24 protein-coding genes are annotated in these 25,660 nt (G+C 42.4%); 7 read left to right on the top strand and 17 right to left on the bottom strand.

Annotated elements, in window-relative coordinates:
- The 3 genes from AC59JO_RS24410 (at position 1) to AC59JO_RS24400 (ending at position 3,440) form a co-directional block, all read left to right on the top strand.
- On the top strand, positions 1-1,497 hold the full coding sequence (locus tag AC59JO_RS24410; RefSeq protein ID WP_091219752.1) for a RagB/SusD family nutrient uptake outer membrane protein: 1,497 nt from the start codon (positions 1-3) through the stop codon (positions 1,495-1,497).
- A 106-nt stretch (positions 1,498-1,603) separates the two neighbouring features.
- The gene (locus AC59JO_RS24405; protein WP_497308634.1) at positions 1,604-2,839 is read left to right on the top strand and encodes a cytochrome c3 family protein; all 1,236 of its coding nucleotides are present in this window, start codon (positions 1,604-1,606) and stop codon (positions 2,837-2,839) included.
- A 238-nt stretch (positions 2,840-3,077) separates the two neighbouring features.
- On the top strand, positions 3,078-3,440 hold the full coding sequence (locus AC59JO_RS24400; RefSeq protein ID WP_413666810.1) for a hypothetical protein: 363 nt from the start codon (positions 3,078-3,080) through the stop codon (positions 3,438-3,440).
- A 605-nt stretch (positions 3,441-4,045) separates the two neighbouring features.
- Here AC59JO_RS24400 and AC59JO_RS24395 read toward each other — a convergent pair.
- Together AC59JO_RS24395 and namA are read right to left on the bottom strand one after the other, a co-directional pair.
- A complete protein-coding gene (locus tag AC59JO_RS24395) occupies positions 4,046-4,465 on the bottom strand; it encodes an OsmC family peroxiredoxin (protein ID WP_091219764.1) in 420 nt (139 codons plus the stop codon).
- A gap of 116 nt (positions 4,466-4,581) precedes the next feature.
- Positions 4,582-5,652 (bottom strand): NADPH dehydrogenase NamA, encoded by a 1,071-nt coding sequence (gene namA, locus AC59JO_RS24390; RefSeq protein WP_497308632.1) that lies wholly within the window; start codon positions 5,650-5,652, stop codon positions 4,582-4,584.
- 212 nt (positions 5,653-5,864) lie between these two features.
- Between namA and AC59JO_RS24385 the strand changes: the two genes are divergently transcribed.
- Together AC59JO_RS24385 and AC59JO_RS24380 are read left to right on the top strand one after the other, a co-directional pair.
- A complete protein-coding gene (locus AC59JO_RS24385; RefSeq protein ID WP_497308630.1) occupies positions 5,865-6,401 on the top strand; it encodes a GNAT family N-acetyltransferase in 537 nt (178 codons plus the stop codon).
- Positions 6,402-6,462: 61 nt separating this feature from the next.
- Positions 6,463-7,032: a hypothetical protein gene (locus AC59JO_RS24380; protein WP_497308628.1), complete on the top strand. Its 570-nt coding sequence runs from the start codon at positions 6,463-6,465 to the stop codon at positions 7,030-7,032.
- A gap of 126 nt (positions 7,033-7,158) precedes the next feature.
- Here AC59JO_RS24380 and AC59JO_RS24375 read toward each other — a convergent pair whose 3' ends face one another.
- From AC59JO_RS24375 to AC59JO_RS24360, 4 genes are all read right to left on the bottom strand, one after another.
- On the bottom strand, positions 7,159-8,046 hold the full coding sequence (locus AC59JO_RS24375) for an alpha/beta hydrolase (RefSeq protein ID WP_497308626.1): 888 nt from the start codon (positions 8,044-8,046) through the stop codon (positions 7,159-7,161).
- A 47-nt stretch (positions 8,047-8,093) separates the two neighbouring features.
- Positions 8,094-8,978, bottom strand: coding sequence for an alpha/beta hydrolase (locus AC59JO_RS24370; protein WP_497308624.1), 885 nt, complete (start codon positions 8,976-8,978; stop codon positions 8,094-8,096).
- Positions 8,979-8,995: 17 nt separating this feature from the next.
- A complete protein-coding gene (locus tag AC59JO_RS24365) occupies positions 8,996-9,958 on the bottom strand; it encodes an MBL fold metallo-hydrolase (protein ID WP_497308623.1) in 963 nt (320 codons plus the stop codon).
- A gap of 349 nt (positions 9,959-10,307) precedes the next feature.
- Positions 10,308-11,402 carry an AI-2E family transporter gene (locus tag AC59JO_RS24360; RefSeq protein ID WP_413666817.1) on the bottom strand — a complete coding sequence of 365 codons (1,095 nt, stop codon included), beginning with the start codon at positions 11,400-11,402 and terminating at the stop codon, positions 10,308-10,310.
- A 280-nt stretch (positions 11,403-11,682) separates the two neighbouring features.
- Here AC59JO_RS24360 and AC59JO_RS24355 point away from each other — a divergent pair, with 280 nt between their 5' ends.
- The gene (locus AC59JO_RS24355; RefSeq protein ID WP_167516215.1) at positions 11,683-11,859 is read left to right on the top strand and encodes a DUF6496 domain-containing protein; all 177 of its coding nucleotides are present in this window, start codon (positions 11,683-11,685) and stop codon (positions 11,857-11,859) included.
- 65 nt (positions 11,860-11,924) lie between these two features.
- On the opposite strand, the gene AC59JO_RS24350 is transcribed toward AC59JO_RS24355, so the two are convergent.
- The 4 genes from AC59JO_RS24350 to AC59JO_RS24335 all read right to left on the bottom strand — a co-directional run bounded on the left by AC59JO_RS24350 (position 11,925) and on the right by AC59JO_RS24335 (position 14,955).
- Positions 11,925-12,437, bottom strand: a complete 513-nt coding sequence (locus AC59JO_RS24350) for a hypothetical protein (protein ID WP_497308620.1) — start codon at positions 12,435-12,437, stop codon at positions 11,925-11,927.
- A 28-nt stretch (positions 12,438-12,465) separates the two neighbouring features.
- Entirely contained in the window at positions 12,466-13,437 is a 972-nt protein-coding gene (locus tag AC59JO_RS24345) for a Gfo/Idh/MocA family protein (protein ID WP_413666819.1), read from the bottom strand.
- A gap of 95 nt (positions 13,438-13,532) precedes the next feature.
- On the bottom strand, positions 13,533-14,525 hold the full coding sequence (gene mgrA, locus AC59JO_RS24340) for an L-glyceraldehyde 3-phosphate reductase (RefSeq protein WP_497308618.1): 993 nt from the start codon (positions 14,523-14,525) through the stop codon (positions 13,533-13,535).
- A gap of 82 nt (positions 14,526-14,607) precedes the next feature.
- Positions 14,608-14,955 (bottom strand): winged helix-turn-helix transcriptional regulator, encoded by a 348-nt coding sequence (locus AC59JO_RS24335; RefSeq protein ID WP_413666821.1) that lies wholly within the window; start codon positions 14,953-14,955, stop codon positions 14,608-14,610.
- Between the two features lie 106 nt (positions 14,956-15,061).
- On the opposite strand from AC59JO_RS24335, the gene AC59JO_RS24330 reads away from it, so the two are divergent.
- Positions 15,062-15,577, top strand: a complete 516-nt coding sequence (locus tag AC59JO_RS24330; protein WP_413666822.1) for a lipocalin-like domain-containing protein — start codon at positions 15,062-15,064, stop codon at positions 15,575-15,577.
- A gap of 138 nt (positions 15,578-15,715) precedes the next feature.
- Here the strand turns inward: AC59JO_RS24330 and AC59JO_RS24325 are convergent, their stop codons facing one another.
- From AC59JO_RS24325 to AC59JO_RS24295, 7 genes are all read right to left on the bottom strand, one after another.
- Positions 15,716-17,026, bottom strand: coding sequence for a bifunctional folylpolyglutamate synthase/dihydrofolate synthase (locus tag AC59JO_RS24325; protein WP_497308616.1), 1,311 nt, complete (start codon positions 17,024-17,026; stop codon positions 15,716-15,718).
- Positions 17,027-17,166: 140 nt separating this feature from the next.
- On the bottom strand, positions 17,167-17,985 hold the full coding sequence (locus AC59JO_RS24320; RefSeq protein ID WP_497308614.1) for an energy transducer TonB family protein: 819 nt from the start codon (positions 17,983-17,985) through the stop codon (positions 17,167-17,169).
- A gap of 213 nt (positions 17,986-18,198) precedes the next feature.
- On the bottom strand, positions 18,199-18,600 hold the full coding sequence (locus AC59JO_RS24315) for an ExbD/TolR family protein (RefSeq protein ID WP_091219820.1): 402 nt from the start codon (positions 18,598-18,600) through the stop codon (positions 18,199-18,201).
- Positions 18,597-19,310, bottom strand: coding sequence for a MotA/TolQ/ExbB proton channel family protein (locus AC59JO_RS24310; RefSeq protein ID WP_413666825.1), 714 nt, complete (start codon positions 19,308-19,310; stop codon positions 18,597-18,599). Before AC59JO_RS24310 ends, AC59JO_RS24315 begins: the two co-directional genes overlap by 4 nt.
- Positions 19,307-20,377: an HU domain-containing protein gene (locus AC59JO_RS24305; RefSeq protein ID WP_497308611.1), complete on the bottom strand. Its 1,071-nt coding sequence runs from the start codon at positions 20,375-20,377 to the stop codon at positions 19,307-19,309. The genes AC59JO_RS24310 and AC59JO_RS24305 overlap by 4 nt, the downstream gene beginning before the upstream one ends.
- 40 nt (positions 20,378-20,417) lie before the next feature.
- A complete protein-coding gene (locus tag AC59JO_RS24300; protein ID WP_497308609.1) occupies positions 20,418-22,298 on the bottom strand; it encodes a hypothetical protein in 1,881 nt (626 codons plus the stop codon).
- Between the two features lie 28 nt (positions 22,299-22,326).
- Positions 22,327-25,419, bottom strand: a complete 3,093-nt coding sequence (locus AC59JO_RS24295; RefSeq protein ID WP_497308607.1) for a tetratricopeptide repeat protein — start codon at positions 25,417-25,419, stop codon at positions 22,327-22,329.
- Between the last annotated feature and the right edge of the window lie 241 nt (positions 25,420-25,660).

Here is a 25,660-nt window from a genome sequence, read left to right as displayed (position 1 = left end):
ATGAAATCGAAATATTATCTATATACAGGGATTGTTTTATTGGGGATGGGTACGATAGTATCTTGTAAAAAATCATTCCTGGAGCTTGACCCTAAAGGACAATTCTTAGAGTCAAATTATTACGCAAATCCTGATGAGGCGCTTACTGCGGTAGTAGCGGCATATGATCCGCTGGTTACTGAAACAGGTGGTATCGATAACACTTACTCTGATCCGCTTGGTGCACTCAATTCAGCGTCTGACGATTGTTATGCAGGTGGCGGCAGCTCGTCCGACGTACCGCAGTGGCAAGCTATCAATAACTATACACTTACGCCGGCTTTAGGTCCGCAAAACCAGTTTTGGGCAATTAACTTTCAGGGCGTTAACCGTACCGACGTATTGCTTTCAAAATTGGCTAACGTACCGGGTTTAAGCGCTGATTTGTTAAAACGATATACAGCCGAAGGCCAGTTTTTACGTGCTCATTATTATTTTGACCTGGTAAGGTTATTTAAAAATGTACCGCTGATATTAACCACCCTGAACATTACTAACGTATATGATCAGCCACAGGCTACTCCCGAAGCTGTTTATACACAAATCGAGACCGATCTTAAAGCTGCTATAACCGGTTTGCCAACTACAGTTCCGGCAACAGAAGGTGGCCGTGTAACACAAGGGGCTGCTAAAGCTTTATTAGGTAAAGTTTACCTGTACGAGAAAAAATGGGCAGATGCTGCCGCTATGTTACAGGATGTTAATACCAACTACGGTTATAAACTGCTTCCAAACTTTGGTGATGTATTCAGCCCTAAAAATAAGTTCAACAGCGAGTCGATATTTGAATTGGTTCACTCAGGCTCACAAAGCTATACCTGGAGTAACTGGAACCAGTTTAAATCAAACATCTACACGCAGATGATCGGCCCTCGTAGCTATACCGGTCCGGTGTATTATGGTGGCGGTTATGGTTTTAACCCGGTTACTACCGAATTGGCTACCGCTTTAAAAGGCGATCCACGCTATGGCTATACTGTTGTTAATATTGATAGTTTAACAAAAGCTACCAAGACTTCTTATTCGCCAAGTTATCAGAATACAGGCTACTTTATACAAAAGTATGCACCTGTATTGGCTAATAAAGTTACCACCGGTACAACCGACCTGAACTGGCCTAATGATTATATCGAGATCCGTTTGGCTGATACTTACCTGATGGAAGCTGAAGCCGAATTGAACGGCGGCGGCGACCAGGGCCGTGCGCAGACTTTATATAACGCCGTGCGTGCCCGTGTTGGTTTAGCTTCAAAACCTGCAACTCTTCAAAACATCTATGATGAGCGCAGACTTGAGCTGGCTACCGAAGGCCACCGCTGGTTTGACCTTGTACGCTGGGGACAAGCGCCAACAGTATTAGCGTCTAAAGGCTTTAAAGCAGGTGTTAATGAAATTCTGCCTATCCCGTTAAATGAAACCCTTAACGGCACCAAGCTTAAACAAAATCCTGGTTATTAATTTAGACCGGTAGTTAATAAAAAGGCTGTCATGTTACATGGCAGCCTTTTTATCTTTATATAGAGGGGCATTGCATTGGCTTCTTTGATTTTTAGCAGATAATATTATGCTTAAACGGCGAACATTCTTTTTGGCTTTATTGTTACTGATACCTTTAAGCTTTTTACTGGTACAATGCCTTAGTGATAAGCCCCAGGACCCAAGGGCGGAGATATTCGCAGGATCGGCAAGTTGTGAAAAATGCCATAAGGATGTTTATGATAGCTACCTGCATACAGCGCATTATCTTTCATCAAGACCAACATCTCCTGAAATCGTTCATGGAAGTTTTGATCCTCATGGTAATACCCTGCAATATGCTGATGGTACGGTAGTAAAAATGGAGAAGCGTAACAGTGAGCTTTACCAGGTAAGTTATACCGCAGGTAAAGAAAATATTGCCCATAAAATGGATATCACTTTTGGGGTAAACAAAGCCCAAACCTACATGTACTGGCAGGATAAGCAACTGTTTGAGTTGCCGGTATCTTATTTTAACACAGTGCATGGTTGGGCAAATAGCCCGGGATATGAAGGTGGTAAGCCTGATTTTAACCGACCTATTCTGCAAAGATGTTTCGAATGTCATGCATCGTTCATCAGGCAGGCATCGCAACAAAATGTAGATATGCAGAACCGCAAGATTGAGTTTGAGCCTGCTTCCATCATTTATGGTATCGATTGCGAGCGCTGCCACGGTGCTGCTGCCAACCATGTAAATTATCACGAAGCTTATCCGGAGGAAAAGCAGGCCAAATATATAATTCGCTTTGCATCGCTTACTCGTGCGCAAAAAATGGATGCTTGCGGGGTTTGCCACTCAAGCAGCAAGCAGGCTTTCCAGGAATCAACCTTTAAGTTTAAAATGGGGGATACCCTGGCCCGGTTTAAGGAGCCTGATTATTTAAACATTCAGACTAATGCCGCGTCGCTTGATGTGCATGGCAACCAGAATGGTCTCCTTACTGCCAGCAAGTGTTATATGATGAGCAATATGGATTGTAGTACCTGCCATAACACCCACGTAAATAACGGCGGCAACCTTGCCCTATATTCAAAAAAATGTACGAGCTGCCATACCGAAGCCAATCATAACCTTTGTAAAGTAGCGCCGAAGCTGAGCGCGGCTATGCAAAATAATTGTATCGATTGTCATATGCCGCTTAAGCCATCAAACACCATCGCTGTGAATGATACCGCGAATAAAAAATCGTCGCCCTACCTGGTACGTACCCACCGTATTGCTATCTATCCAAATGAAACTAAAAAGATCTTGGCGTTTTTAAGAGTAGCCGGGAAGTAACTTTTTGCTTTCCAAGTAAACAAAATCTATGTCATTGCGAGGTACGAAGCAATCGCATGCTATACAGAGTGGCTATGCTTACGTGCGATTGCTTCGTCGTTCCTCCTCGCAATGACATGTTTTTATCTACCCAACGCCGTCGTTTTGAGAAGTGACCACGATCATTTTTTTTACGCGCTATGATCATGGTGCAGGTAAGCAGCATAGGGCATCTTTGTATCATTAAAAGATAACAATCATGGCTACTTTAAAAATAAATGCTCCTGAATGGACCGCTGCAAACACCTCTGCTAATACTACCAATACTAAAGTAAATAACAATATCTGGAATAAATTAATAGCCTTTGCCGATAGTCAGGCTCCCAATAAAACCATTTGGTTCATGTTTTCTCTTGTTTCACAAGGTGTTCTTTTTTTACCTATACCTGCCTTCCTGCTTTATTACTATAATGCTCCAATAGCTATACTGGCTGTTACGCTTGTGCTATTCTTTGGTAACATTATAGCCGGCATGGGTGGTTTAGGTATCCGTAGCTTACTCGGGTTGTTTGCATTCAGCGTGCTGGTACATATTACCATGTTGCTGGTATTCATGCTATAAATACTGATTATTTATCCCTAATTTAATAATGTGCTCAAAAGCCGCCGGGAGCAAAACCGGCGGCTTTGTTGTTGGCGATAAGGGGCTGTATCACAAATCAAATTACCCTTGGGTTGTATTACCTATGAACTGAATAGCCGATAATATTTATAAAAAGGGGGTTAACACTTTTTTCGCACAAAAAACGCTCAATTATCTGACTATAAACAATATATGTAAATATTAGTACTAAATTCTGTTAACCCTGTTAACCCCCCTTATTAGAGTAATAGCCCATGAAAAAACATAAGTAAAGAACTAACCGCCATATCGACTCACCCCGACATTGCTGCGCTCGTCACCCCTCTCTACGCAATCGTAAAGAGGGGATTTTAATTTGTTTTTTTTCTTACCCTCTTTATCCGAATGATAGAGAGGGTGGTCCAGCGTAGCGCAGACCGGGTGAGTCAACTGTACGGCTTGTCATTTACCGCCACTGTCTTTTTATGGACGATTACCCTTATTAGTAGAGCCAATCCAGTCCAAATTATATCGCTTAAGTAACTGAATAAAAAAAGGCTGATCATGATTTATGATGCAGCCTCTTTTCTTGATATAAAATATGATTAAGCGTAAGTAACGCTTAAGGTAATTGGCACACTCAGTGCTTTTGAAATGATGCAATTAGCTTTAGCACCTTCAGCAATCTGTTTAAACTGCTCTTCAGATACACCATCAATTGCTGATCCTTTAAGTTCCAGGTGAATGCCAGTAACCTCTAATGCCTGCATATCAAGGTCAAGGATGGCGTCGGTGGTTAAATCATTCGGGGTGAAGCCTGCCTGGGTTAAAGCAGCGCCAACAGCCATAGTAAAGCAGCCTGCGTGGGCTGCAGCTAATAACTCTTCCGGGTTGGTGCCAATGCCATCGGCAAAGCGGGTTTTAAATGAATACTGAGTTTTGTTTAATACAGTGCTTTGGGTAGTGATCTCTCCCTGACCTGCCTGTAGTGTACCATTCCAATGGGCGTTTGCTGTACGTTTCATAGTTTGCGGTTTTTGTGTATTTAGTTCATAGTTTATGGTTCATAGTTCATGGCTTAATTTGTAAGGCAATAGTTTCAGGGTTTGCTATGAACCATGAACTATTAGCCATTAACCAATTAATGCCATTTAGCGCGCTCGTACTGTACCGGCCATTTTATTTCTTCGCCAAGCTCATGTGCAGCACGCAGGGCAAAGTGCGGATCGCGGAGCATTTCCCTCGCAAAAAACACCAGATCAGCGCGTTCGTTTTTTATAATTTCGTTAGCCTGGTCGGCTTTGGTTATCAAACCTACGGTACCTGTAAGTATACCGCTTTCTTTTTTAACTTTTTCGGAAAATTCGACTTGATAACCTGGTATTAACGGAATTTTAACATTTGGTATGTTACCGCCTGTTGAGCAGTCAATAAGGTCGACACCTTTATCTTTTAAAATTTTAGCCAATGCTACCGAATCATCGGCAGTCCAGCCGCCCTCTACCCATTCTGTTGCCGAAATACGTACAAACAGCAGGTTTTCTTCGGGCCACACCTGTTTGATGTCTTCAATAATCTCAAGCAGCAGGCGGATGCGGTTCTCAAAACTGCCTCCATATTTGTCCGTACGCTGATTGCTGAACGGAGATAAGAATTGGTTAATCAGGTAACCATGTGCGCCATGCAGTTCTATCACCTGAAATCCTGCAGCAACGGCCCTTACGGCAGCAGCTTTAAAATCAGCTTTTACCTTTTCAATTCCAGCTTTATCTAAAGCTACGGGTGGCTCTTCATTTTCAGTAAAAGGAACCGCACTGGCCGAAACACTTTTCCAGCCGTTTGGCTGATCGGAAGGGATCTGTTTACCGCCTGTCCATGGTTCCTGGTGACTTGCCTTACGGCCTGCATGGGCCAGCTGAGTTCCGGGAACGGCACCTTGTGCCTTTATAAAATTAGTGATCTGTTTTAGTTTTTCGATATGTTCATCTTTGTATATACCCAAATCGGCAAAGGTAATGCGGCCTTCTGGTGATACGGCCGTAGCTTCGGTAATGATCAGGCCTGCGCCTCCGGTAGCGAAGCTGCCAAGGTGCACAAGGTGCCAGTCGTTAGCGAAACCATCTTCGCTCGAATATTCGCACATGGGGGATACTACGATGCGGTTTTTTAGTTCGATATTTTTTATTTTAAGGGGAGAAAATAGTGTAGACATATTGTTTGTTTTTACAAATATGGTCAAAACAAGCAGTGTGCAGGTACTGTTTTTGTAAAATAACCGGAAAGCTAATAAAATGATATTGGGGTGAGTTTGGTGGCGAAAAACTTGTCTGAAATCAGCAATTGCAGCACTATAGAATTTTCAGAATAAGGTCATTCTTAAGTGTCGAATTTTGCAGTAAGAGCTAAAACAGTACTTTTACCGCCATGTCTACTATAACAACACGCTTGGCAACTTTCAATGATATCCCCGAATTACAGGAACTGATCGCTCTTTCTGTTCGCGGTTTGAGTACCAATTATTATGATCAGCAGCAAATTGAAAGTGCCATTAAGTACATTTTTGGGGTAGATACACAACTGGTTGCGGATGGTACATATTACGTGGCCGAAATAAAAGGCGTTACTGTTGGTTGTGGTGGTTGGAGTAAACGCAATACCCTGTATGGCGGCGATCAGCATAAAGAAACCGAAGACCCGATGCTTGATCCGGAACATGATGCGGCAAGGATCAGGGCATTTTTTGTTCATCCTGATTATGCCCGGCGGGGTGTAGGAAGCTATATCATGAAAGTTTGCGAAACTGCTGCGCAGGATAACGGCTTTAAAAGTCTGCAATTAGGTGCAACGTTGCCCGGTGTGCCGCTTTATGAAGCTATGGGCTATCAGGCGATGGAAAACATCGATCAGCCTATGCCCGACGGCGTCATATTACCTTTGGTTAAGATGTTTAAGGTTTTATAGTGGGATTGATTCATATTAAACCACTTTTTTCTGCGTTATAGCTAAAACCAAGCCCGTAATCATGTTCAGGAAATTAGTGGTAGCTGTATTTTTATTGGTGAACGTTTCAGCGTTGTACGCCCAAACCGCCGAAGATACTTATAATAAATACCTCGATTTTAATTTGGCACGCCTGCAGGGTGAACAGGATAAGGCAATGGACCTGTCCCGGCAGATCATGCAGGATACAGCTAAGCTATCTGCCAAAGTAAAGATCAATTTTTTTAATTCGCTGGCTAAGCTTTATGAAGATGATAATCAAAGTGTAAATGCAATACCCTTATATGAACGCGTTGTTGCTGCCGAACCCGATTATTATGTAGCCCACCGGGCTTTGGGATATTTGTATCTCAAAAACTTCCCCGATGCCAATAAGCTTTTAAATAATCCATCCACAGATGTTGATTATATTAAAGCCGTTAAAAAGGCCCTGCCTCAATTGGAGAAAGCCCAGGCTTGTGATGCCGATGATAATACCCTTGCGCTGATTAAAACGCTTTATAAAAACATAGGGGATGCCGCCAGGTTAAGCGGGCTGGATAAACGATTGAAAGCTTTGCAAGTGAAGTGTGAGGATATACTGATTGATTAGTATAAAATATGATTAGTATAAAATATGTCATTGCGAGCGCAGCGCGGCAACCGCACGGAAGCATAGCCGCCCTGTATAGTATGCGATTGCCACGCTGCGCTCGCAATGACATGAAGTTGTTGTTCGTTACTTCTGCCTGAAACTATCCCCAATAAATGCCAATGCATCAGTAATACCGGTGCGCCAGTACGTCCAGGTATGGGCACCGTCGCGGATGCGGAATTCATGGGGCACTTTCTTTTCGGTTAGGACAATATGCAGCAGGCTGTTGCCTTTGCTCAGGGCATCGTCGTCACCGCAATCAATCCAAAAACGTACCTTACTAAGCTCATCGGCCGATTTACTTTGCACCAAACCCAGTATGGAGTTAGCCTGCCAGGTAGCGTTAAGGCGTTCTTTCCCTTTAAGATCGGGGCCAAATACTTTGCTGTATACTTCTTTCCAGCGTTCATCGGTTACGGCCATAAAATCATCATCGCTGCGTACCGCCGCACTCAGGGCTGCCGCTGCCGAAAACATATTGGGGTGTTTAATGCTATACACCAATGTTCCAAACCCACCCATGGAAAGGCCTGCTACACCGCGATATTCTTTAGTGCCTTTTATGCGGTATTCTCTTTCGATAGCCGGTATAAACTCCTGGAAAAAGAAATCTTCATAGTTTAACTTGCCGTTGTAGGCATTGATATAAAAGCTTGTTCCACCATCGGGCATAACAATGATCATCGGGGGGATGGTACCATCGGCAATAGCTTTATCGGCATAGCGGTTTACTTCGCCAAATTGCAGCCAGCCGGTATGGTCATCACCGTAACCATGTAATAGGTATACCACGGGGTAGGTACGGTTAGATGTTTCATAATCAGCAGGCAGGTATACCGCGTATTTTATGTTATGATTTAAAATATCGCTTTTTACGTATTGCTCTTCAATTACCTTGCCTGTAGTTTGTGCAAACGCATTTACAGAAACTAACAATAAGCAAACCAGAAAAATTCTTTTTATAACACTCATATTCTTATTTCTTCAACCAAATTACCATTTGCATATCTGCACATTTACTACTTCTGCCTGAAACTGTCACCTATAAATTGCAAAGCATTAGTAATGCCGGTACGCCAGTAGGTCCAGGTGTGTGCCCCGTCACGTACGCGGAACTCATGCGGTACATTTTTTTCGGTAAGGGCGATATGCAGGAGGCAGTTGCCTTTGCTCAGAAAATCGTCGTCACCGCAATCTATCCAATATCTTACAGCTTTCAATTCATCGGTAGTTTTGGATTGTACCAGGTTTAAAACAGAATTACTTTGCCACGCACTATTAATCCTATCTTTTCCTTTTAACCCCCGGCCATAAAGCTGTGCAAATATTTTTTCATAAGTATCATCAGGAGTGCTACTAAGCTGATCATCCGGGAAAACTGCAGCACTTAAGGCAGCACCCGCGGCAAACAGATCGGGGTGTTTAAGCGTATAGATCAGTGTTCCGTAGCCACCCATCGAAAGACCCGCTATACCGCGATACTTTTTTTCGGCCTTAATGCGTAATACCTTTTCGATATGCGGCATAAATTCTTTGAAAAAAAAGTCTTCGTATTTTTCCTTGCCATCGTACGAGTTGATGTACCAGCTCGAATCGGCATTGGGCATTACTATGATCATTGGTGGGATAGTGCCATCAGCAATGGCTTTATCAGCGTAGCGGTTAACCTCGCCAAATTGCAGCCAGCCGGTATGGTCGTCGGTATAGCCATGTAGTAAATAAACTACGGGATAAGTCCGGTTGGCACTTTCATAATCGGGAGGGAGGTAAACAGCATAGTTGACGTGGCGCTTTAAGATTTTGCTTTTTATGTTTTGCTCTTCAAGCACTTTGCCTTGTTGGGCAAACGAACCGAAGCTGCTTATAATCAGCAGAAATAAAAAAACAGGTTTAAGTAATTTCATAGTGCAGATTTTTAGGTTTAAAAATTAAGTGCCCTGCCCTGTTGTGGGTATATAAGGTTTAACTGTAATTTATTGGCAGCTTTTAGCTGAGTTTTGATTTTGCTGATACTGGTAACAGGTGGTTTTAAATGCGTTACTACGATATTTAAACCTTTAATTGCATCGGTGCCGGTAATCGTCGCAAGTTTGTTTATCTCGGTCATCAGCCATTTCGGGGTAAGGTGACCGAACAAGGTTTTATCCGGTTGCTCATTAGGGAAGGATACTTCAATTAAGACAGCTTTCAGTTTTTTGCTTTTTATCAGCGGGGCAATGGCTTGCCACAGGTTTTGCAGGTTGCTGCTTTTTTCAATTTCATCCGGACCGGTATCGCCCAGGTAAAGCAAGTAATTGTCATTGCTATTTACTAAAAAAGCAGTGCTGGTTAAATTGGAATGACTGAGGGGGAAGGCCTGAACTTTAAGTCCGGTGTTTTCGACAGCGGTTTCAGTGCCGGGTTCCAATACTTTATAGTGGTATTTTTTGAGTGCCGGTGTTTCGCCCTGATCGGCAAAATTGGCCCAGCTTTTCCAGGTAAAGTAGTGGGTTTTTATAGTTTCAATACAATCATTGAGTGCATAAATGGTTTTTGTACTATCCTCAGGCGAATTAATGATAAGTCCGGCAATATGGTCAAGGTGCGAGTGGGAGATGAAATAGCCTTTGATATACTGCCTGAGCACAGTGCTTGCAGGCACATTAAAGGTTTTATTAGCCACAGCCTTTTCAATACCATAATGCAAAGTGCCCGCATCAAGACAGATATAGTTATTACTGCCTGTTGGGGCAAGCATATAAGCCGACAGGTTACTTTCATCAATACCTCCGAGTACACCTAACGGAACCAGTTTGAAAGCAGGTGTCTTGGGGCTTTGTGCCAAAACAATGGCAGGCAGCAGAAAAATATAAGTAAACGAAAGTAATTTACGTTTGAAGTTCATTTTTAGGCAGATTTAGCTTTAGTATGCTACGCTACTAAATTAAGGATATGCCCAAATAATCAAAGTAAAATGCTGCGTGTTTTTATGAATAGCTACATTACATAACGCGTTTTTAGACAGCGTTCACAGAAAAATTTTCTTATAGGGAGCCAAAATAACGTTACCTTAAGCAACAAACCACGCTTGCGCCTATTGTTTAATGGCTCATTACATTTTTTACATCTGTAAACAACACGAGGGGTATCTCTTACAATTTCCATTGTTTAGGGGCATCAATAGTTTCTGCAAAATTAAAAGTTTAGGTTATTTAAACGAAAGTTTACAGATATGGTTACCCCTTTTTGGAATTTTATTCCGTTTTCATAGCCTTGGCTGCAGATTTCTTGTATTCATAATCGCCACCTAATAAATAGCCCCATGGTTTAAGGGTTTCGATACGGTCAAATATGATCTTAAATATGGCAATAACCGGAATAGAAAGGAACATGCCCGATAAACCCCAAATCATTTCACCCAGAATGATGCCTATAAAAGAGATGAGGGCGTTAAGCCTAACCTTTGAACCAACTATGGTGGGTAATAAAAAGTTGGCATCAACAGCATGAATGCCAATAACACTCACGGCCACTGCTACGGTATTACTTATACTACCCGTAGCAAAAGTTATAACAGTACTTAAAAGCAGGGCAGTGAAGATGCCGATGTATGGAATGATATTGAAAAGGCCTACTATGATGCCCAGCAAAGCGGCATATTTAATGCCTATCATCCAAAAAACAGTAATGGCCACGCCAGCAACGATCACCATCTCCAGCAGCAGGCCCAGTATGTATTGCCGTAAAATACTTTGAATATTTTCAACAATATCCATTACCACATGCTCATTTTCATCCCTGAAAACCCATACTATAAACCGGATAAGTAAACGTCTGTAGAGCAGTGTAAAAAAAGTAAATATCAGGATGAATACGTAAAACAGCATGAGCGACGAAATTGCTCCGAAAGTAGTGCCAAGTACATCGGTACCCGACTCCATGAGTTTTTTTGCAGTATCATCAACATAGGCCATTTGTTTGGCCGCGTTAACATGAAAAGCATGCTGGATCCATTCCTGAAGGTCCTGTATTGATTGTTTAACCTGTTTTTGAAGCATAGGCCAATCGTTGGCCATGTTTGAGATTTGTGAACCAACCAAATACAGTATACCGCTAATAGCGCCAACCAATAACAATATAGAAGCCAGCGATGCCATACTTCGTGGCAACCTAAGCTTACGTTCCAGAAAATTACAAACCGGAAGCAACAGGATAGCGAAGATGAAACCAAAGATCATTGGATCAAGCAGATCCTTGCCCATAATAACCAGGTATCCCAGGGCCATAAAGCCGATAAGTACTAAAGCAAGACGTTCATAAAATGGTGCGAGGAGTTTTTTTGTTGGCATACGGGTATATGTTGGGGTATTTATGATGGCTTAACACGTAAGTTTTTCAGATGTTTTGAAGATAGGAAATAATTGGAAACCGATTGGGTGAAAAACGTGAAACGTTTAAATTATTGATCCGGGCGGATTTAATAGCAGTGGCAGTTTTAAGCAGCAGCTTTAACCACGATAATAACATGGACAACAAACTGCCATTATCACCATCAAAAAACTGTTATTTATTTAATGTTTGGCAAATATTTTGCATTGTAATAATATCATTTACTTTAAAATTAACACCATGGCAAAGTATTCAGAAAAAGCCGGAGAAAAGGTTGAGAAAACCATGCACGAAATGAAAGAAGGGAAGCTGAAAAGCGGCAGCGGCAAAAAGGTTACCAGCAAAAAACAAGCAGTAGCTATCGGGCTATCCGAAGCCCGGAAAGAGGGGGCCAAAGTGCCTAAAAAGAAAAGTTGATAAAGGCCCAGGCAAGCTCAATGAATAATACTTGCTGCTGTTTTCATTGAGCTTGCCCTGGGGATTTACTTTATTTTATTAAAATCAGATGCCATCCAGTCGGCTAACTTACCGTCCTTATCAATTTTGGCAAGTTTGTTGAGCAGACTATTGTTTTTATGATCTGTTTCGACAACATATTTATCAATCACGGCTTTTACCCCTGCCTGATTGGCCTTGCTTTTATCAAATGCTGTTTTGTTTTGAAGTGCATATTTAGTATAACCGCCCATAAAGGTCATTAGCAGCTGCGGATTCTTTTCCGTCATTTTGGCTACGCTGCCATTAATTTCAATGCTAACCGTGGGGCTCCCTTGAATCCATTTCATCAAAAAAGCGTTGGTTTCCATGCGTTTTTGTTCTTCAAGCGGCCATGGCGTATCCTGGAGCCAATCAATTCCTTTTATAACATCGTCTTCGTATTTGCTATAGTCGGCTTTTTCTTTTAGCGTATAGTTTTCAGGTACATGGAAAGTTTGTGCTTTTGTTTTGAAGCTAAGAGTAACAACAGCTAAAAGCAGGAAAATAATTTTCTTCATCGTTATTCGGTAAGGTCAGGGTAACTAATTATTTTTTTAATGTAAAAGCGTCGATGATATCCATCAGCGTTACGGCTTCATCAATAGGGCAGGGGTTAGGGCCCTCGCCTTTAAAATAAGCTACTATTTTGGTTATAAATGGTTGTTGGATATGTTCGGGATGAGTAATGGTTATGGTTTCTTCTTCCGTATCAGTTTTCCAACTAATGTAATTGCCAAAAAAGGGGAAGGTTATCTTTCCTTTGGTGCCGGTGATCTCGCAGGTATCGGTAGTTTCACTTTCGGCAACATTGAAACACCATGATCCGTTTACCACTACTTTGTTTTTGAACAGGATTTGCCCGCAAACATGGTCATCGGCGGGAGTTGCGCCAGATTGGTTGAGCGAAAATCCATGATACATTTCCGGCTCGCCGAAATAGTATAACATCAAATCGAGCTGATGAGGGGCAAGATCATGAAAATATCCCCCGCCGGATAGCTCGGGCTGTACACGCCAGTTTGTTTCTACATCGGCAACCAAACCGGGTTTGCGGCTTTGCCACATCCTGATCTGCACCGTACGGATGTCGCCTACTACCCGCGTATCAATCAACTCCTTAACCTTTAAAAACATAGGTAGAGCCCTGCGGTAATGAGCAATCGTAAGTTTTGAATCACCTTCTTTTACAGCCGCTGCCATAGCCTTTGCCTCGGCCGAATTACGGGTTACCGGTTTTTCGACGTACACATTAAAGCCTTTTTTTAGAGCGGTAATGGCATAATCAAGATGAGAAGCCGGAGGAGTAGCTATATAGATCGCGTTCAGTTCCCCGTCATTCAGCAACTCACCGGCGTCGCTATACCATTTGCTTACACCGTGACGTGCAGCATAATCAGCTGCCTTTGCCGCATCGCGGCGCATAACGGCCACAAGGTTACTGCCCGCCACTTTTTTAAATGCAGGTCCGCTTTTTTTCTCTGTTACGTTACCGCAACCTATAATACCCCAGTTTATCATTGTTAGCCCCTCCAAATCTCCCCTTCGGGGGAGATTTTTTTAATTATTAATTTTTATAATTATAGAATACCCACCATAGTTCCCCCTTTAGGGGGTTAGGGGGCCAAAATTTCCTCTATCCTCGCCAATTCTTCTGCCGAAAACTGAATGTTATCTAAAGCTTTCAAAGAATCTGATAATTGTTCAGGTCTGCTGGCGCCTATCAGTACAGATGTTACCCGCTCATCTTTCAGGATCCAGGCCAGTGCCATTTGAGCCAGTGATTGCCCGCGTTGTACAGCCAGGCTGTTCAAATCCCTGATCTGGCTCAGGCGTTCGTCGGTAATGTGGCTTTTTTGAAGGAAACCGGTTGGCCGCGCCGCTCTTGAATCTTCAGGTATCCCGTGTAAATATTTATCCGTAAGTAAGCCTTGCGCTAATGGCGAGAAGGGGATACAGCCTACGCCTTCGTTACCTAAAACGTTCAGTAAGCCACCTTCAACCCAGCGCTCAAACATAGAGTATTTGGGCTGATGAATAAGGCATGGTGTGCCGAGCTCTTTCAATATCCTGATGGCTTTTGAAGCCAGTTCGGCAGGATAGTTGGAAATACCAACATAGAGGGCTTTTCCCTGGCGAACGATCAGATCCAATGCTGCCATAGTTTCCTCAAGCGGTGTGTTTGGATCGGGGCGGTGATGATAAAAAATATCTACATAATCAAGTCCCATGCGTTTAAGACTTTGATCAAGACTAGCTACCATGTATTTCTTTGAGCCCCAGTCGCCGTAAGGGCCGGGCCACATGGTATAACCGGCTTTGCTTGATATGATGAGCTCATCGCGGTAATCGCGAAAATCTTCTTTCAGGATTTTGCCAAAGTTTTCTTCGGCCGAGCCCGGAGGCGGGCCGTAGTTGTTGGCTAAATCAAAGTGGGTGATACCGCTATCAAAAGCCAGGTGTAATATTTTGCGGTAGTTATCGGCCACATCTACATGACCGAAATTGTGCCAAAGGCCCAGTGAAATTGCCGGAAGCTTGATGCCACTGTTGCCACAGCGACGATACTGCATGGTTTGATACCTGTTGGCAGATGCTATATATGTCATATTTTAAGGTGAAGATTGGACGGATAAAAATAGGACTTTAGGCAGATTAATAAAGGTATTTTTGACTTTGCTGAAATTAAAACTAAGGCATAGCAACTATGTCATTAACCTGCATTTGGTGTTTGGCCCAATCTCGTAGTAGCTGTAAAAATGGAAGAAGTTCTTTACCGGTATCGGTAAGGGTGTATTCAACCCTTGGAGGTACTTCAACATAAACCTGCCTTATAATGAGGCAATCATCTTCCAATTCGCGCAAGGCCTGTGTCAGCATTTTTGAAGTTACACCCGTTACTGTCCTGCGTAATTCACCGTAACGCATGGTGCCATTGCGCAAACGCCATAGGATACGGCCCTTATATTTACCGCCTATCCGCTGAAAAGCGTAGTCAATGCCACATTTTGGTGTAGGATGATTCGATTTTTTATCCATCAATTAAAAATAATGTAATTGATTTATAGCATGGTAACTTTTTAGTAACCAGGCTACTTTTTTGTGCCTTATTGTTAATGGAATATAGCAAATATAAATTTGCTGCATGAAACATAAATTGCTTTTCATCTTTTTGCTGATTGCAGGCATGGCATCGGCACAAAACAAAATCGGCGCTAATAATTTAACCGGGACTTATGAACTGGTGGTTGTTGATAATATTGCTGCCGATGGTAGCCGGGTTCATCTTTATGGAGATTCGCCAAAAGGGATCCTGATGTTCGATACTCAAGGAAATTATACTTTACAAATCTACAGTGAAGGGCGGCCTAAATTTGCAGCAGGTGATAAAAGTAAGGGAACCGATGAGGAAAACCGGGCTTCTGTTAAAGGATGCAACGCCCACTATGGCACGTATAAAATTGAAGGGGGGAATATCATCTTTAATATCCAACATGCGTCATTCCCCAATTGGGAGGGAACGCAGCAAAAGCGGCCGTTTATAATTTCGGGAGATATTTTTAAGTATATTGTGCCTGCTCCAACTACCGGAGGTGCGGCAACGGGGGAAGTAGTTTGGAAGAAATTGTCAGAATCAGAATTTACAGAATTTAAGAATTAGCAGGATGTTTTACTTCAGGTTCATATTTTATAGCGTTTGAAGCAACAGAAAATGCTTTTTATAAGAGAGCTCCTGATGCAAAGGGTATCTATTTCTACATTAAGATTCTGAAAATCCTTAAATTCTGTAAATTCTGATTCAGACCACCTCTGCCACCACAAAAGTGCTGCCCCCAATAAACACCAGATCATCGTTACCTGCATTTTTTTGTGCCGATAGCAATGCTTCTTTTACAGATGGATAAGCATCACCAATTAAATCATGAGCTTCAGCCTGGGTTTTCATGATTTCGGCATCCAGTCCTCGGGGGATATCCGGTTTACAGAAGTAGTATGTAGCATCTTTGGGAAACATCGGCAATACTTTCCCGGTGTCCTTGTCATTAACCATCCCGATAACCATGTGCAGGTGATTGTATTTAACAGCGGCAATGTTTTTCATTACCTCCTCAATACCATCCGGGTTATGCCCGGTATCGCAGATGGTAAGCGGATTTTGGCTCAGAGTTTCCCAACGGCCATGCAAGCTTGTGAGCGTTTTGACCTGAGACAAGGCCGTTTGAATATGGTCATCAGTAATATTGAACCCTTGCTCACGCAGTTCATCACTGGCAGATAAAACCGTTTTTATATTTTTAAGCTGATAGGTTCCTGGGAGATCAAGTGCTAAGTCGCAAGTCTTGACTTCAAAGTTTTTACTTTGGACGTGGAGTTCCAATAATTCGGTATCTCCTTTCGCCTTTTGCCTTTCAGCTTTCACCTTTTCTGTAACCCACTCTTCAGATGCAAACCGGATTTTGCTATCAACTTGTACAGCTTTATCAATAAAAACCTTAGCTACTTCCTCTTGTTTCTCTCCAATAACAACAGGAATGCCCGGTTTGATAATCCCTGCTTTCTCGCCTGCTATAAGTGGCAAAGTATTACCCAGCATATTCATGTGGTCCCAGCCGATGTTGGTAATTACCGATACGAGTGGGGTGATCACATTAGTCGAATCCAACCTGCCGCCCAAACCTACCTCAATTATGGCTATATCTACTTCTTCCTTTGCAAAAACATCAAAAGCAAGGGCGACAGTCATTTCAAAAAAGGAAGGGGCTATTTCCTCAAAATCAGTCTTATGATTTTCAACAAAGTCAATAACTGTTTGCTCGCTGATCATTTGCCCGTTAACACGGATGCGTTCGCGAAAATCTTTAAGGTGGGGCGAAGTGTAAAGCCCTGTTTTGTAACCGGCAGTTTGCAAAATGGCCGCCAGCATGTGCGATGTTGAACCTTTGCCGTTGGTGCCGCCTACATGAACACTTTTAAATTTGTGCTGAGGGTTGTCCAGCCGTCTGCAAAGCTCAAGTGTATTGGTAAGGTCTTTTTTAAAAGCCGAAGCCCCGTCACGCGTAAACATGGGCAGCTGGGTATATAGGTATTGGATGGTTTGTTTGTAGTTCATGGGTGATGGTTCATGGTTCATGGTTTGAACCACTACTTGACGAAGCAAAAATACTACTGAAGCTTACTAAAAGACAACGGGTAATTGTAATATTATTCGATCAAACACTATGAACTATGGTCCATTCGCTTTCAAAAAGATCAATTTACCTTAAATACAAAAACAACGGTACCCTGTTGCTGATCGGGCGCATTATCGAGTGGGTTTAGTTTGGAATTGCGTACGGCATCCTCACATTTCTGAAGCAATGCGTCATCAGATATGGTAGTTCCGCGGGCACCGGCACGTGCATAAGTTACGTTACCATCTTTATCGACCCTGATATCAACCACGATTTTACCGCTTTGACGGTTAGCATCAGTTACCGACGGACGGCTTACAAAGTTACGCTGTGCCATATTCAGGCTGCCACCGTTTCCTGAGCCTGTTCCGTTGTAGTTATTGGTAAGTGTAGTACCTGTAGTTTTACCCTGGTTGCCCGGAGTTTTGCCTGTGCCATCACCTTCACCGGTACCTGTTGAGGCTTTGCCTTTGTACAGGGCATTTTGGTTAACAGTAGGTTTCGCCGGCGGAGTTTTTACCGGTGGAGTAGGGGCCACATTCTGGCTTGGCTTTTTGGTAGGTGCAGCCACTTCAGGCGCATCCTCATTATTTTGTGTAACTACCGTTTTTTCACTGCTTTCGGGCGTAGGCTTTTCTTCGGTTGGTTTGCTTTCGGTAACCTTATCCGGTTTGGTGTGGTTGGCTTTTTCGGCTACAGAGGGCTCTTCGGTGCTCATGTAATCATCGCCCATACCTTCATCAACCGTACCATAATTTACCAATATGCCGCCTGTTCCGTTTTCTTCAACCGGCGGGTTTTTGAATACGATAAAATAACATGCCGCTATCAGCACAGCCATAATAATGCCTGTTGCTATAAATGCCTTCGGATAGTTATTTTCTTCCCTGTACTCCATTTTTTTAATTAACGCAATAAGTTTTTAATTAGTTGCAGTGGCAGTAGCGAGTGGCAGTTTGTTTACCTTACTATGTTAATGATTACTGCTACTTAAAACTGCAACTGCTACTTAAAGAACAACTGCTACTTTAAAAAAGTGGCAGTTTGTTTAAGCAGTTACAGTATATTACTGCAATAAGCTACTGCAAACGTTAAACTGCAACTGCCACTGTTATCCCTTAGGTTCTGTTGCTAAAACCAGTTTAATATTTAATTTTTGTGCTACGTCCATCACCTGTACTACATCCTGTATAGCTACAGTTTTATCAACATACAAAACGATGGTAAGTTCTGTAGCCAGGTTTTTATAGCCTGCCAACGTGGTTTGCAGGGCATCTACCGGAATCTCCTTTTTATCTACGTAGTATTTCAGGTCTTTAGTTACTGATACCGTAATAGTTTTCTTAGATACCGATTGCCCTGTTGATGATTTAGGCAATACCAGTTTGATAACGTTAGGATTGGTAACTGTTGATGCTATAAGGAAAAACAGCAGCAGGAAGAACATGATATCGTTCATTGCCGATGTATGTACCTCTGCCGATGCGCCCCTGTGTCGTTTTCTTAAATTCATTTGCTCGGTTCTTCTAACAGGTCAATAAATTCAATGGCATCAGTTTCAAGTTTAAGAATTACCTTATCAACCATCATATTTAAAATGTGGTAGCACACATAAGCTACGATACCTACAAACAAACCAGCGGCTGATGTTACCATCTTTACATATAAACCACCCGAAATTACGCCCATGCTGATGTTATCAGTTTTTGAGATATCATAAAAGATCTTGATTACACCGGCAATAGTACCAAGGAATCCAAACATGGGGGCGATACCTGCTACGATACCTAAAATACCGATGTTTTTTTCCAGTTTGGATACTTCAAGCTTACCAACGTTTTCGATAGCTCCTTCGATATCTTTTATGGGGCGACCAATACGTAATAAACCTTTCTGCAGCATACGGCCCAGTGGGGTGTTGTTATTACGGCAAATAGCAATAGCCGATTCAAGGTTGCCCGAGTGGATACTTGAACGTACCTGTACCATCAGGTTTGATTCATCGCGCGATGCTTTGCGGATAGTAAAGTAACGCTCAAAAAATATTACCAGCCCCAGTACAGCTAAAATACCTATCGGGATCATTACCCAACCACCTTTAATAAGCAGGTCGCCAAAGCGAAGCTCTTCTGCTGGTGCGGCGGCTGTTGTTACTGCGTGATTTGCGGTGTCTGCCAGGTGTTTGGCGGTATCGGTAAGTTGCTGTATTAATAATAAAGTCATTTCGTAGAATCAGTAATTTGTTTTGAGTATGTGTCTTTAGTTATTTTTCCTTGTGATATAAGTTTTTTTCTCATGGTTTCAGCTTCATCTGATGAAGCAAACCCACCGATAATGATTTTGATACGCGGACCGGTTCCGGGGCCTTTCAGTATGCGGGCATCAATGCCTTTTCTTTTATAATCGTTAACAGCCTCTTCGCTTTTGGTTTCGGTTTTAAACGAACCCAGGAAAATAGCATATTCGGTTTTTACAACGGTATCGGCGCTAACAGTTGATTTATTTAACGCAGCAACCGGTTGTGAAATTGCCTTAGTGGTATCGGCCGGAGCAGGGACAGAGTCTTTTTTAGTAGTATCCGGCTTAACAACAGGATTTGCCTTTGGTTGTTCAACCTTTGGCTGCTCTGTTGTATCCCTATCATTAAGATGTAACAATGCAGGGTTATATTTATAAACGCCAAATACTGCAGCCGCAAGTGCAGCTACTATCAGTGCAATAATAATCCAGATACTTACCCCCCGTTTTGCTTCCTGCTCATCAGCAACATACTCGGGCTCGTTATTAACCGGAATTGTGGTAATTGGCGGAGGCGTATAAGTTTGCTGTAAAGGTATAGCCGTTGGCAAAGGCGGCGGCGGAGGTGGTGGCGGTACATAGTTCACCTTGTTAAGTGTAACTGGTGTAAGGCCAAAAAACAAAGGATCAGTCCCTTGTGATTGCTCCTGTGCCCTGAAGGCAATTTTGCCTTCCTGCATATAAAACCAGCCTAACTGTGCAAAAGACACTTCATGCAGTGCCAGCTCCTGCTTTAGGCTGTTGATATATTTTTCGGTGAAATATTTGGATGATGCCAGCGAAATCTTTTTCTTTTCGGCAATATATTGCGTTAAGATCTCGTCGTCCTTAGGCTGATGATCAAAATGCAGTTTATGACCTGGCGGATAAAATGTTGCCTGTGCATCATCATAATAGCCATTTACACGCAAGCGCGAAAAGCAGCCTAAACCGGGTACACTTACTTCAGTGTACCGGCCAAGTAGTTCGCTTAAATAATTGGCTATATCCATCCGGTAAAAATACAGTTAATTTTAAAACATCAAACAGGGCTTAAAACGAGTATCCAACGCCACCAAATATATTAAATCCGTAGTTAGGGTAGTATAACCAGTTTTGGTACGAACTGCTCAGGATGTTATTAGCCTGCGCAAATACCGAAAACCTGCGGTTGATCTTGTATTCTACACTGCCGCTTAAATCGCCAAAGCCATTAATTGGCTGTTTAACCTGATTGTAAACCGGGCTGCCGCCTGGTGTATTTGGTGTTGGCGCCAATACCAATAACCTGTCGTTAGTTGCACCGCGGATAAGCAACGAACCGGTAACAGTCAATTTGCTGTCGATATGTATTGAAGTACCTGCAGTTAATAAAAACTTAGGCAGGTTCCATGGTTCTTTTTCAGATGCCATCTGGTAATCTTTTATTTCAACGCGACCGAAAATGTTAAAATCGTCTGTTGCTTTAAAGTCCAGCTCACCGTTGAAGCCGTTTACACGGGCTTTGCCGTCATCATAAATAACGGTGAATTTGTTGTCTTCTGCATTGAAGTTACTCACCATTAAAGGCATATTTTTAATGCTGTTGCGGTATACCGAAGCTTTGAAACTTAAACCGGGAGCAAGGGTGCCTTTTAAACCGGCGGCAATATCCAACTGATCAACTGAGTTTTTAATATTGAGGTTTTGACCAAGGAATGGGTTGATCATCGCAAAATCGTGCAGTGAAGAGCGGTTTACATCACCTTTAGCTTCCACAAACAAACGCACATATTTAGGCACTACCTGTACCTCAAGCTTTGCTGCCGGGAAAATGTAAAACTTGCCAAAGTCGCCAAACTCCTTCACAATGTTAACTCCCGCATCTATCTTGTAGTTAGTACCCTGAAATTTGATGTAAGGGTTAATCCTTGCAATGTTATTACCAAGGCTGTAAAGACTGTCTTTCTGGGTGGCCAGATCTAAGGAAGCGCTTAAGCCTGCATAAAATTGTTTAACGGTCTGGTTTAAAAAGCCCGAGATAACCACATTGTTTTCACGTGCCTGGTAAGCATTGCTAAATGCATAACCTTTTAATTTTACAGCATAGGTGAAATCGTTTTCAACATCTTTATAATTTTTGGCCAGTTCAACCTCACCGCTTATGGTATTGAAGTGTTGTTTAGTTGGCACAAAGCTATTGTCTGGGGGGACATCTCCGTTATAACCATAAAAATAAGTGCCTAAACGGTTATAGTTGATCCTGCCCGATATGTTGTTATCGCCAATAATGCTTTTGGCAAATACACCTACATCATCACGGCTTTGAGTTTGTTTTTGTAACGAGCCTGACTGAGATAGATGTTTAACAAAACCACCAAATTGTAATGCCTGATCGCGGCCATTGGCAAAGTAACCTTCGCCATAAATGGTTTTTAAGTTGCCGAAACCAACTTTAGCAAAGTTGTTGGTTAAAACAGAATCCTGCTCGGCTGGCCTTTTCATTGGGTCCAGCTGCCTTATCTCGGAGTTTTGCTCCTGGCGTTTATCAAGCGGTGAATAGGTTAGTGGCGCTTTAAACGGCACTTTATCCTCCAGGTCAGGATTGCGGCGGATCTTTACAGCATCGGCCAGTACAGGTTTGTAGGCTGTAGTTACCACAATCTCTTCTGATAAACTGCCACCGTTGGCAGATGCATTAGGGTTATTGCCACCACCTTTTTTAGTGGTATCTGCCACAGTTTTTGCAGCTGCATCACCTAAGCTTTTGCTGTCAGCAGCTTTTTTGGTTACCGGTTTTGGTGCGGCTTTTTTAGGCGCTGGCTTGGTAGCCGGTTTTTTTGTTGCAGTTTTTACAGTTGCTTTCTTCGCGGGTTTCTTTGTTTGTGCCTGGGCAGGAACAAAGTATAATGCTATTATTAAGGTAAGCAGCGTATATGTGTATCTTGAGTTCATTGCTTGTCTTTTTTTATATTACTCTTTGTTACTGTTTGTTAGTTGTATCTGGCTGGGCAGTTTCTTTGGTACTTGCAGCAGGAGCTTTGGTTTTGCGGCCGCTCAGTTTATCCAGCTTTTCTTTAGCAGTAGGTAATATGTCGTCATCGGCTTTATAGTTATCAATGATACTTTGCAGGGTTGCTTTAGCCTGGAAGGTATCTTTTAAGCCTACATAGGTATCTGATAATAAAATGTATATTTTGGCAACCCAGTAATCATAGTTTGGCATTTCCTTGGCTAAATCAAAACACATTTTTTGAGCTGTTTTGTAGCGGCCTTTATCGTATTCGATATAGGCAAGGTTGTAACGGGCTTCGGCAGCTGCAACGGTTTTAGTGTTTGTTGCAGTGTAGGTAAATTGCTTAACAGCAATAGCGGTGTCCCCGGTTGCCAGGTAAGCTTTACCTTCGTAAAGACCGGTTTTGAATTTATCCTCCTGCGATGTTTTATCATTGGTTTTAACCAGCTCTGCGTACTTGATAGCATCGTCGGTCATTAACATTTCGGAGTAGCAGTACATCAGGTTGGTAATAGCGAAGGTATAATCGGCCTTGTATTCGGCATTAGTTTCCAAACGTTTCAGGAACACTACAGCTTCGTTATATTTCTTTTGCTGCATGTACAGTTTAGCCATACTGATCAGGGCTTTTTCACTGTAGGCACTTGTCCAGTCGTTCAGGATCACGTTATAATCAACTACGGCCTCGTCTGTACGGCCTAATGCTGCTAAACCTTGTGCCCGAATAAAGCGGGCTTGTTTTTCATAGATCTGTTTGCCCGGGAATTTATCAAAATAAGCGTTTACAGCGCTTACAGTACCCTGCCAATCTCCTTTAAGGTAAAGGTTGTTAGCCGCAGTGATCATGATGCTTTCCTGATCAGATGTAGTGTAGTTACCGATAGGGGTGGTACCTGCATAGTTGATAAATGTTTGGGCATCGCCTTTATCAGTATAGATCTTTTCGATCTGTTTCAAAGATTGTTTGGCCTCATCTGTTGAAGAGTAATCCTGTACTACTTTTTTGAATGATTCAATAGCAAGGTCATCGTTGCCGGCATTATAATCGATTAAACCGATGGTAACCAGTGCACGCGGTATGTAGCTGCTGCGCGGATATTTCTGGATCATGGCGTTCAAATCGGTTTTAGCTTTCTCTCCGTCTGATTTCAGGAAGTAGGTATAAGCTATCTCGAAGGATGCATCGTCGGCATAATCAGAGTTTGGAAACTTGTTCAGCACGTCATTCAGGGTGCTGATCTTGGTGTCTAACGATCCCTGTAAGCCCTGGATCATACCACGCTGAAACAGTGCGTAATCTTCGCCCTGGTTGTGCATAGCTATGATGCGGTTATAATAGGTCATCGCATTACCATAGCTTTTCATCACAAAATAGCTATCGGCCAGGCGGGTGATGGCATCGTTTTGGGTATTGGCGTCTTTTACATCGCCCTGTAAAAACTTCTCAAAGTAATTGGCTGCTTTTTTATACTGCTCATCGCCAAAGGCTGCATAAGCTAAAGCGTAGTTTGCATAATTGGCTACATCGGTTTCCTTAGCCTCAGGCATGCTCAGGAATTTTTCGAAATTCTCTACAGATTCGCCGTATTTACGCACCTCAAACATGGCCTCGGCCATCCAGTAGGTAGTTAATGCCTCGGTTTTACTATCAACCGGATCTTTTAACGAACGCAGGAAAATACCAATAGCGTTTTCAAAAGCACGCTCATTATAAAATTCCAGACCGCGATAGTAAGTAACTTTTTGATAAGCTAAACGTGCACTCTGGCTTTTATTAGGGATTGGTTCCAGGATTTCAACAGCTTCTTTGTAGCTGCGCGAGTTCAATAGCTCTTCACCCAATAATACCTTAACCTCATCAATACGTTTTGAACGCGGGTAGGTAGCCAGGTATAACCTTGTAGCGCCTAAAGCCTGCAGGTTAAAGTCAAGCTCGTATGATAGTTTGGCGTACTCATAAAGGGCGTCTTCCTGTAACTGCTTATCGTAATCCAATTTTGATGCATTAAGGAAAGCGTTACGGGCACTCTGTTTATTGTTCATTTTCAGGAACACATCGCCCAGGGTATAGTTACCGCTTTGGCTGTAAACATCATGCTGTTCAACCAGTTTTTCTAACTCGCTGGCGGCTTTGGCGTAGTTGCCTACTTTATAATAGGTATAACCCATCTGGTAGCTGTCCTGCGTATTTTGGGTACGGCCCTGGTCGCGGTCTTCAAAACGGCCATAGTACTTAACCGCGTTATCATAATCGGCTTTGGCAAAGTATGACGCAGCTATGATGCGCAGCATTTCGGTTTCGTTTTGCTGATGGGTGCTGTTTACAATAGGCACAGCGTAATTGATCACATCATCATAACGTTTATCTAAAAAGTAAACAGCTGAGATGTAATAAGGATAGCTGTTTTCGTATTTTTTAGAGTTTTTAAGCTTTTCAAAGTTTACCAGGGCAAGGTGATAGTCCTTGTTTAAGTAAGCGATGTAGGCAAAATAGTAAGTAGCATCTTCGGTAAACTCAGTGCGCTTATTTTTTACTTCGCCAAAAAGTAATTGTGCGTTTTTAAAATCCTTTAACTCAAAGTAGGCATAACCTTTACGGAATTTATACTCGGTGTTGTCATGACCGTTAAGCTCGCCGGCTTCAACTTTATTGAACCAGCGGATAGCATCTTCATATTTACCTTGTTTAAAATATGATTTACCGATCTGGAAAAAAGCCTGTTTGGTAAGCGGGTTTTCCGGATGTTCTTTTATAAAACGAAGGAACATGCTTTCAGCATCATCGTTCCCTAAATTAAGGGCGCAATAGGCTTCGTAATACTGGCAGTTTTCTTTGGTGAGCGACAGCTCGGTTTCAAACTGCGGCTGAGTGCTGGTTTTAATTTTGTAAGCTTCAACCAAACGGAACTGTTCGGCAGCCGAAGAAAATTTCCCTTTGTCCATCAAGTCCAAAGCCGCATGATAGGTGCGGTAGATTTGAGTGGAAGGGTTTTGCTGGGCTCGTGCGGTTGAAACTAAAAATACGGGAATGAGCAGGGTGATGTATCTTGTTTTGATCATAAAGCGCATACTAACGATAGTGCGAAAATAGCTAAACCAAAAAGAGGCTTTTCACATTAGAAATTAACAATTGTGGATAACACTTCTTTTAACGAAGGTAATACTAAAGATAATACCCGTGTGGAAAACTTTAAAATTGTTGAGTATTGCCGGGGCTTCGGCGAAGAGTACCCAAAGTTAACAATTAAGCATACAGGGATGCAATTTATTTGTATTTTGAGCATTATAATAACCTTGGGGT

The sequence above is a fragment of the Mucilaginibacter sp. A5337 genome, from assembly GCF_059690695.1.
The sequence above is the reverse complement of the archived record's forward strand: the minus strand, read 5'-3'. Positions and strand labels throughout refer to the sequence as shown.

Excerpts from the sequence above, each read along its gene's own strand:
- AC59JO_RS24410 (WP_091219752.1), top strand. The coding sequence starts at position 1 with ATGAAATCGAAATATTATCTATATACAGGGATTGTTTTATTGGGGATG.
- AC59JO_RS24405 (WP_497308634.1), top strand. The coding sequence starts at position 1,604 with ATGCTTAAACGGCGAACATTCTTTTTGGCTTTATTGTTACTGATACCT.
- AC59JO_RS24400 (WP_413666810.1), top strand. The coding sequence starts at position 3,078 with ATGGCTACTTTAAAAATAAATGCTCCTGAATGGACCGCTGCAAACACC.
- AC59JO_RS24395 (WP_091219764.1), bottom strand. The coding sequence starts at position 4,465 with ATGAAACGTACAGCAAACGCCCATTGGAATGGTACACTACAGGCAGGT.
- namA (WP_497308632.1), bottom strand. The coding sequence starts at position 5,652 with ATGTCTACACTATTTTCTCCCCTTAAAATAAAAAATATCGAACTAAAA.
- AC59JO_RS24385 (WP_497308630.1), top strand. The coding sequence starts at position 5,865 with ATGTCTACTATAACAACACGCTTGGCAACTTTCAATGATATCCCCGAA.
- AC59JO_RS24380 (WP_497308628.1), top strand. The coding sequence starts at position 6,463 with ATGTTCAGGAAATTAGTGGTAGCTGTATTTTTATTGGTGAACGTTTCA.
- AC59JO_RS24375 (WP_497308626.1), bottom strand. The coding sequence starts at position 8,046 with ATGAGTGTTATAAAAAGAATTTTTCTGGTTTGCTTATTGTTAGTTTCT.
- AC59JO_RS24370 (WP_497308624.1), bottom strand. The coding sequence starts at position 8,978 with ATGAAATTACTTAAACCTGTTTTTTTATTTCTGCTGATTATAAGCAGC.
- AC59JO_RS24365 (WP_497308623.1), bottom strand. The coding sequence starts at position 9,958 with ATGAACTTCAAACGTAAATTACTTTCGTTTACTTATATTTTTCTGCTG.
- AC59JO_RS24360 (WP_413666817.1), bottom strand. The coding sequence starts at position 11,402 with ATGCCAACAAAAAAACTCCTCGCACCATTTTATGAACGTCTTGCTTTA.
- AC59JO_RS24355 (WP_167516215.1), top strand. The coding sequence starts at position 11,683 with ATGGCAAAGTATTCAGAAAAAGCCGGAGAAAAGGTTGAGAAAACCATG.
- AC59JO_RS24350 (WP_497308620.1), bottom strand. The coding sequence starts at position 12,437 with ATGAAGAAAATTATTTTCCTGCTTTTAGCTGTTGTTACTCTTAGCTTC.
- AC59JO_RS24345 (WP_413666819.1), bottom strand. The coding sequence starts at position 13,437 with ATGATAAACTGGGGTATTATAGGTTGCGGTAACGTAACAGAGAAAAAA.
- mgrA (WP_497308618.1), bottom strand. The coding sequence starts at position 14,525 with ATGACATATATAGCATCTGCCAACAGGTATCAAACCATGCAGTATCGT.
- AC59JO_RS24335 (WP_413666821.1), bottom strand. The coding sequence starts at position 14,955 with ATGGATAAAAAATCGAATCATCCTACACCAAAATGTGGCATTGACTAC.
- AC59JO_RS24330 (WP_413666822.1), top strand. The coding sequence starts at position 15,062 with ATGAAACATAAATTGCTTTTCATCTTTTTGCTGATTGCAGGCATGGCA.
- AC59JO_RS24325 (WP_497308616.1), bottom strand. The coding sequence starts at position 17,026 with ATGAACTACAAACAAACCATCCAATACCTATATACCCAGCTGCCCATG.
- AC59JO_RS24320 (WP_497308614.1), bottom strand. The coding sequence starts at position 17,985 with ATGGAGTACAGGGAAGAAAATAACTATCCGAAGGCATTTATAGCAACA.
- AC59JO_RS24315 (WP_091219820.1), bottom strand. The coding sequence starts at position 18,600 with ATGAATTTAAGAAAACGACACAGGGGCGCATCGGCAGAGGTACATACA.
- AC59JO_RS24310 (WP_413666825.1), bottom strand. The coding sequence starts at position 19,310 with ATGACTTTATTATTAATACAGCAACTTACCGATACCGCCAAACACCTG.
- AC59JO_RS24305 (WP_497308611.1), bottom strand. The coding sequence starts at position 20,377 with ATGGATATAGCCAATTATTTAAGCGAACTACTTGGCCGGTACACTGAA.
- AC59JO_RS24300 (WP_497308609.1), bottom strand. The coding sequence starts at position 22,298 with ATGAACTCAAGATACACATATACGCTGCTTACCTTAATAATAGCATTA.
- AC59JO_RS24295 (WP_497308607.1), bottom strand. The coding sequence starts at position 25,419 with ATGATCAAAACAAGATACATCACCCTGCTCATTCCCGTATTTTTAGTT.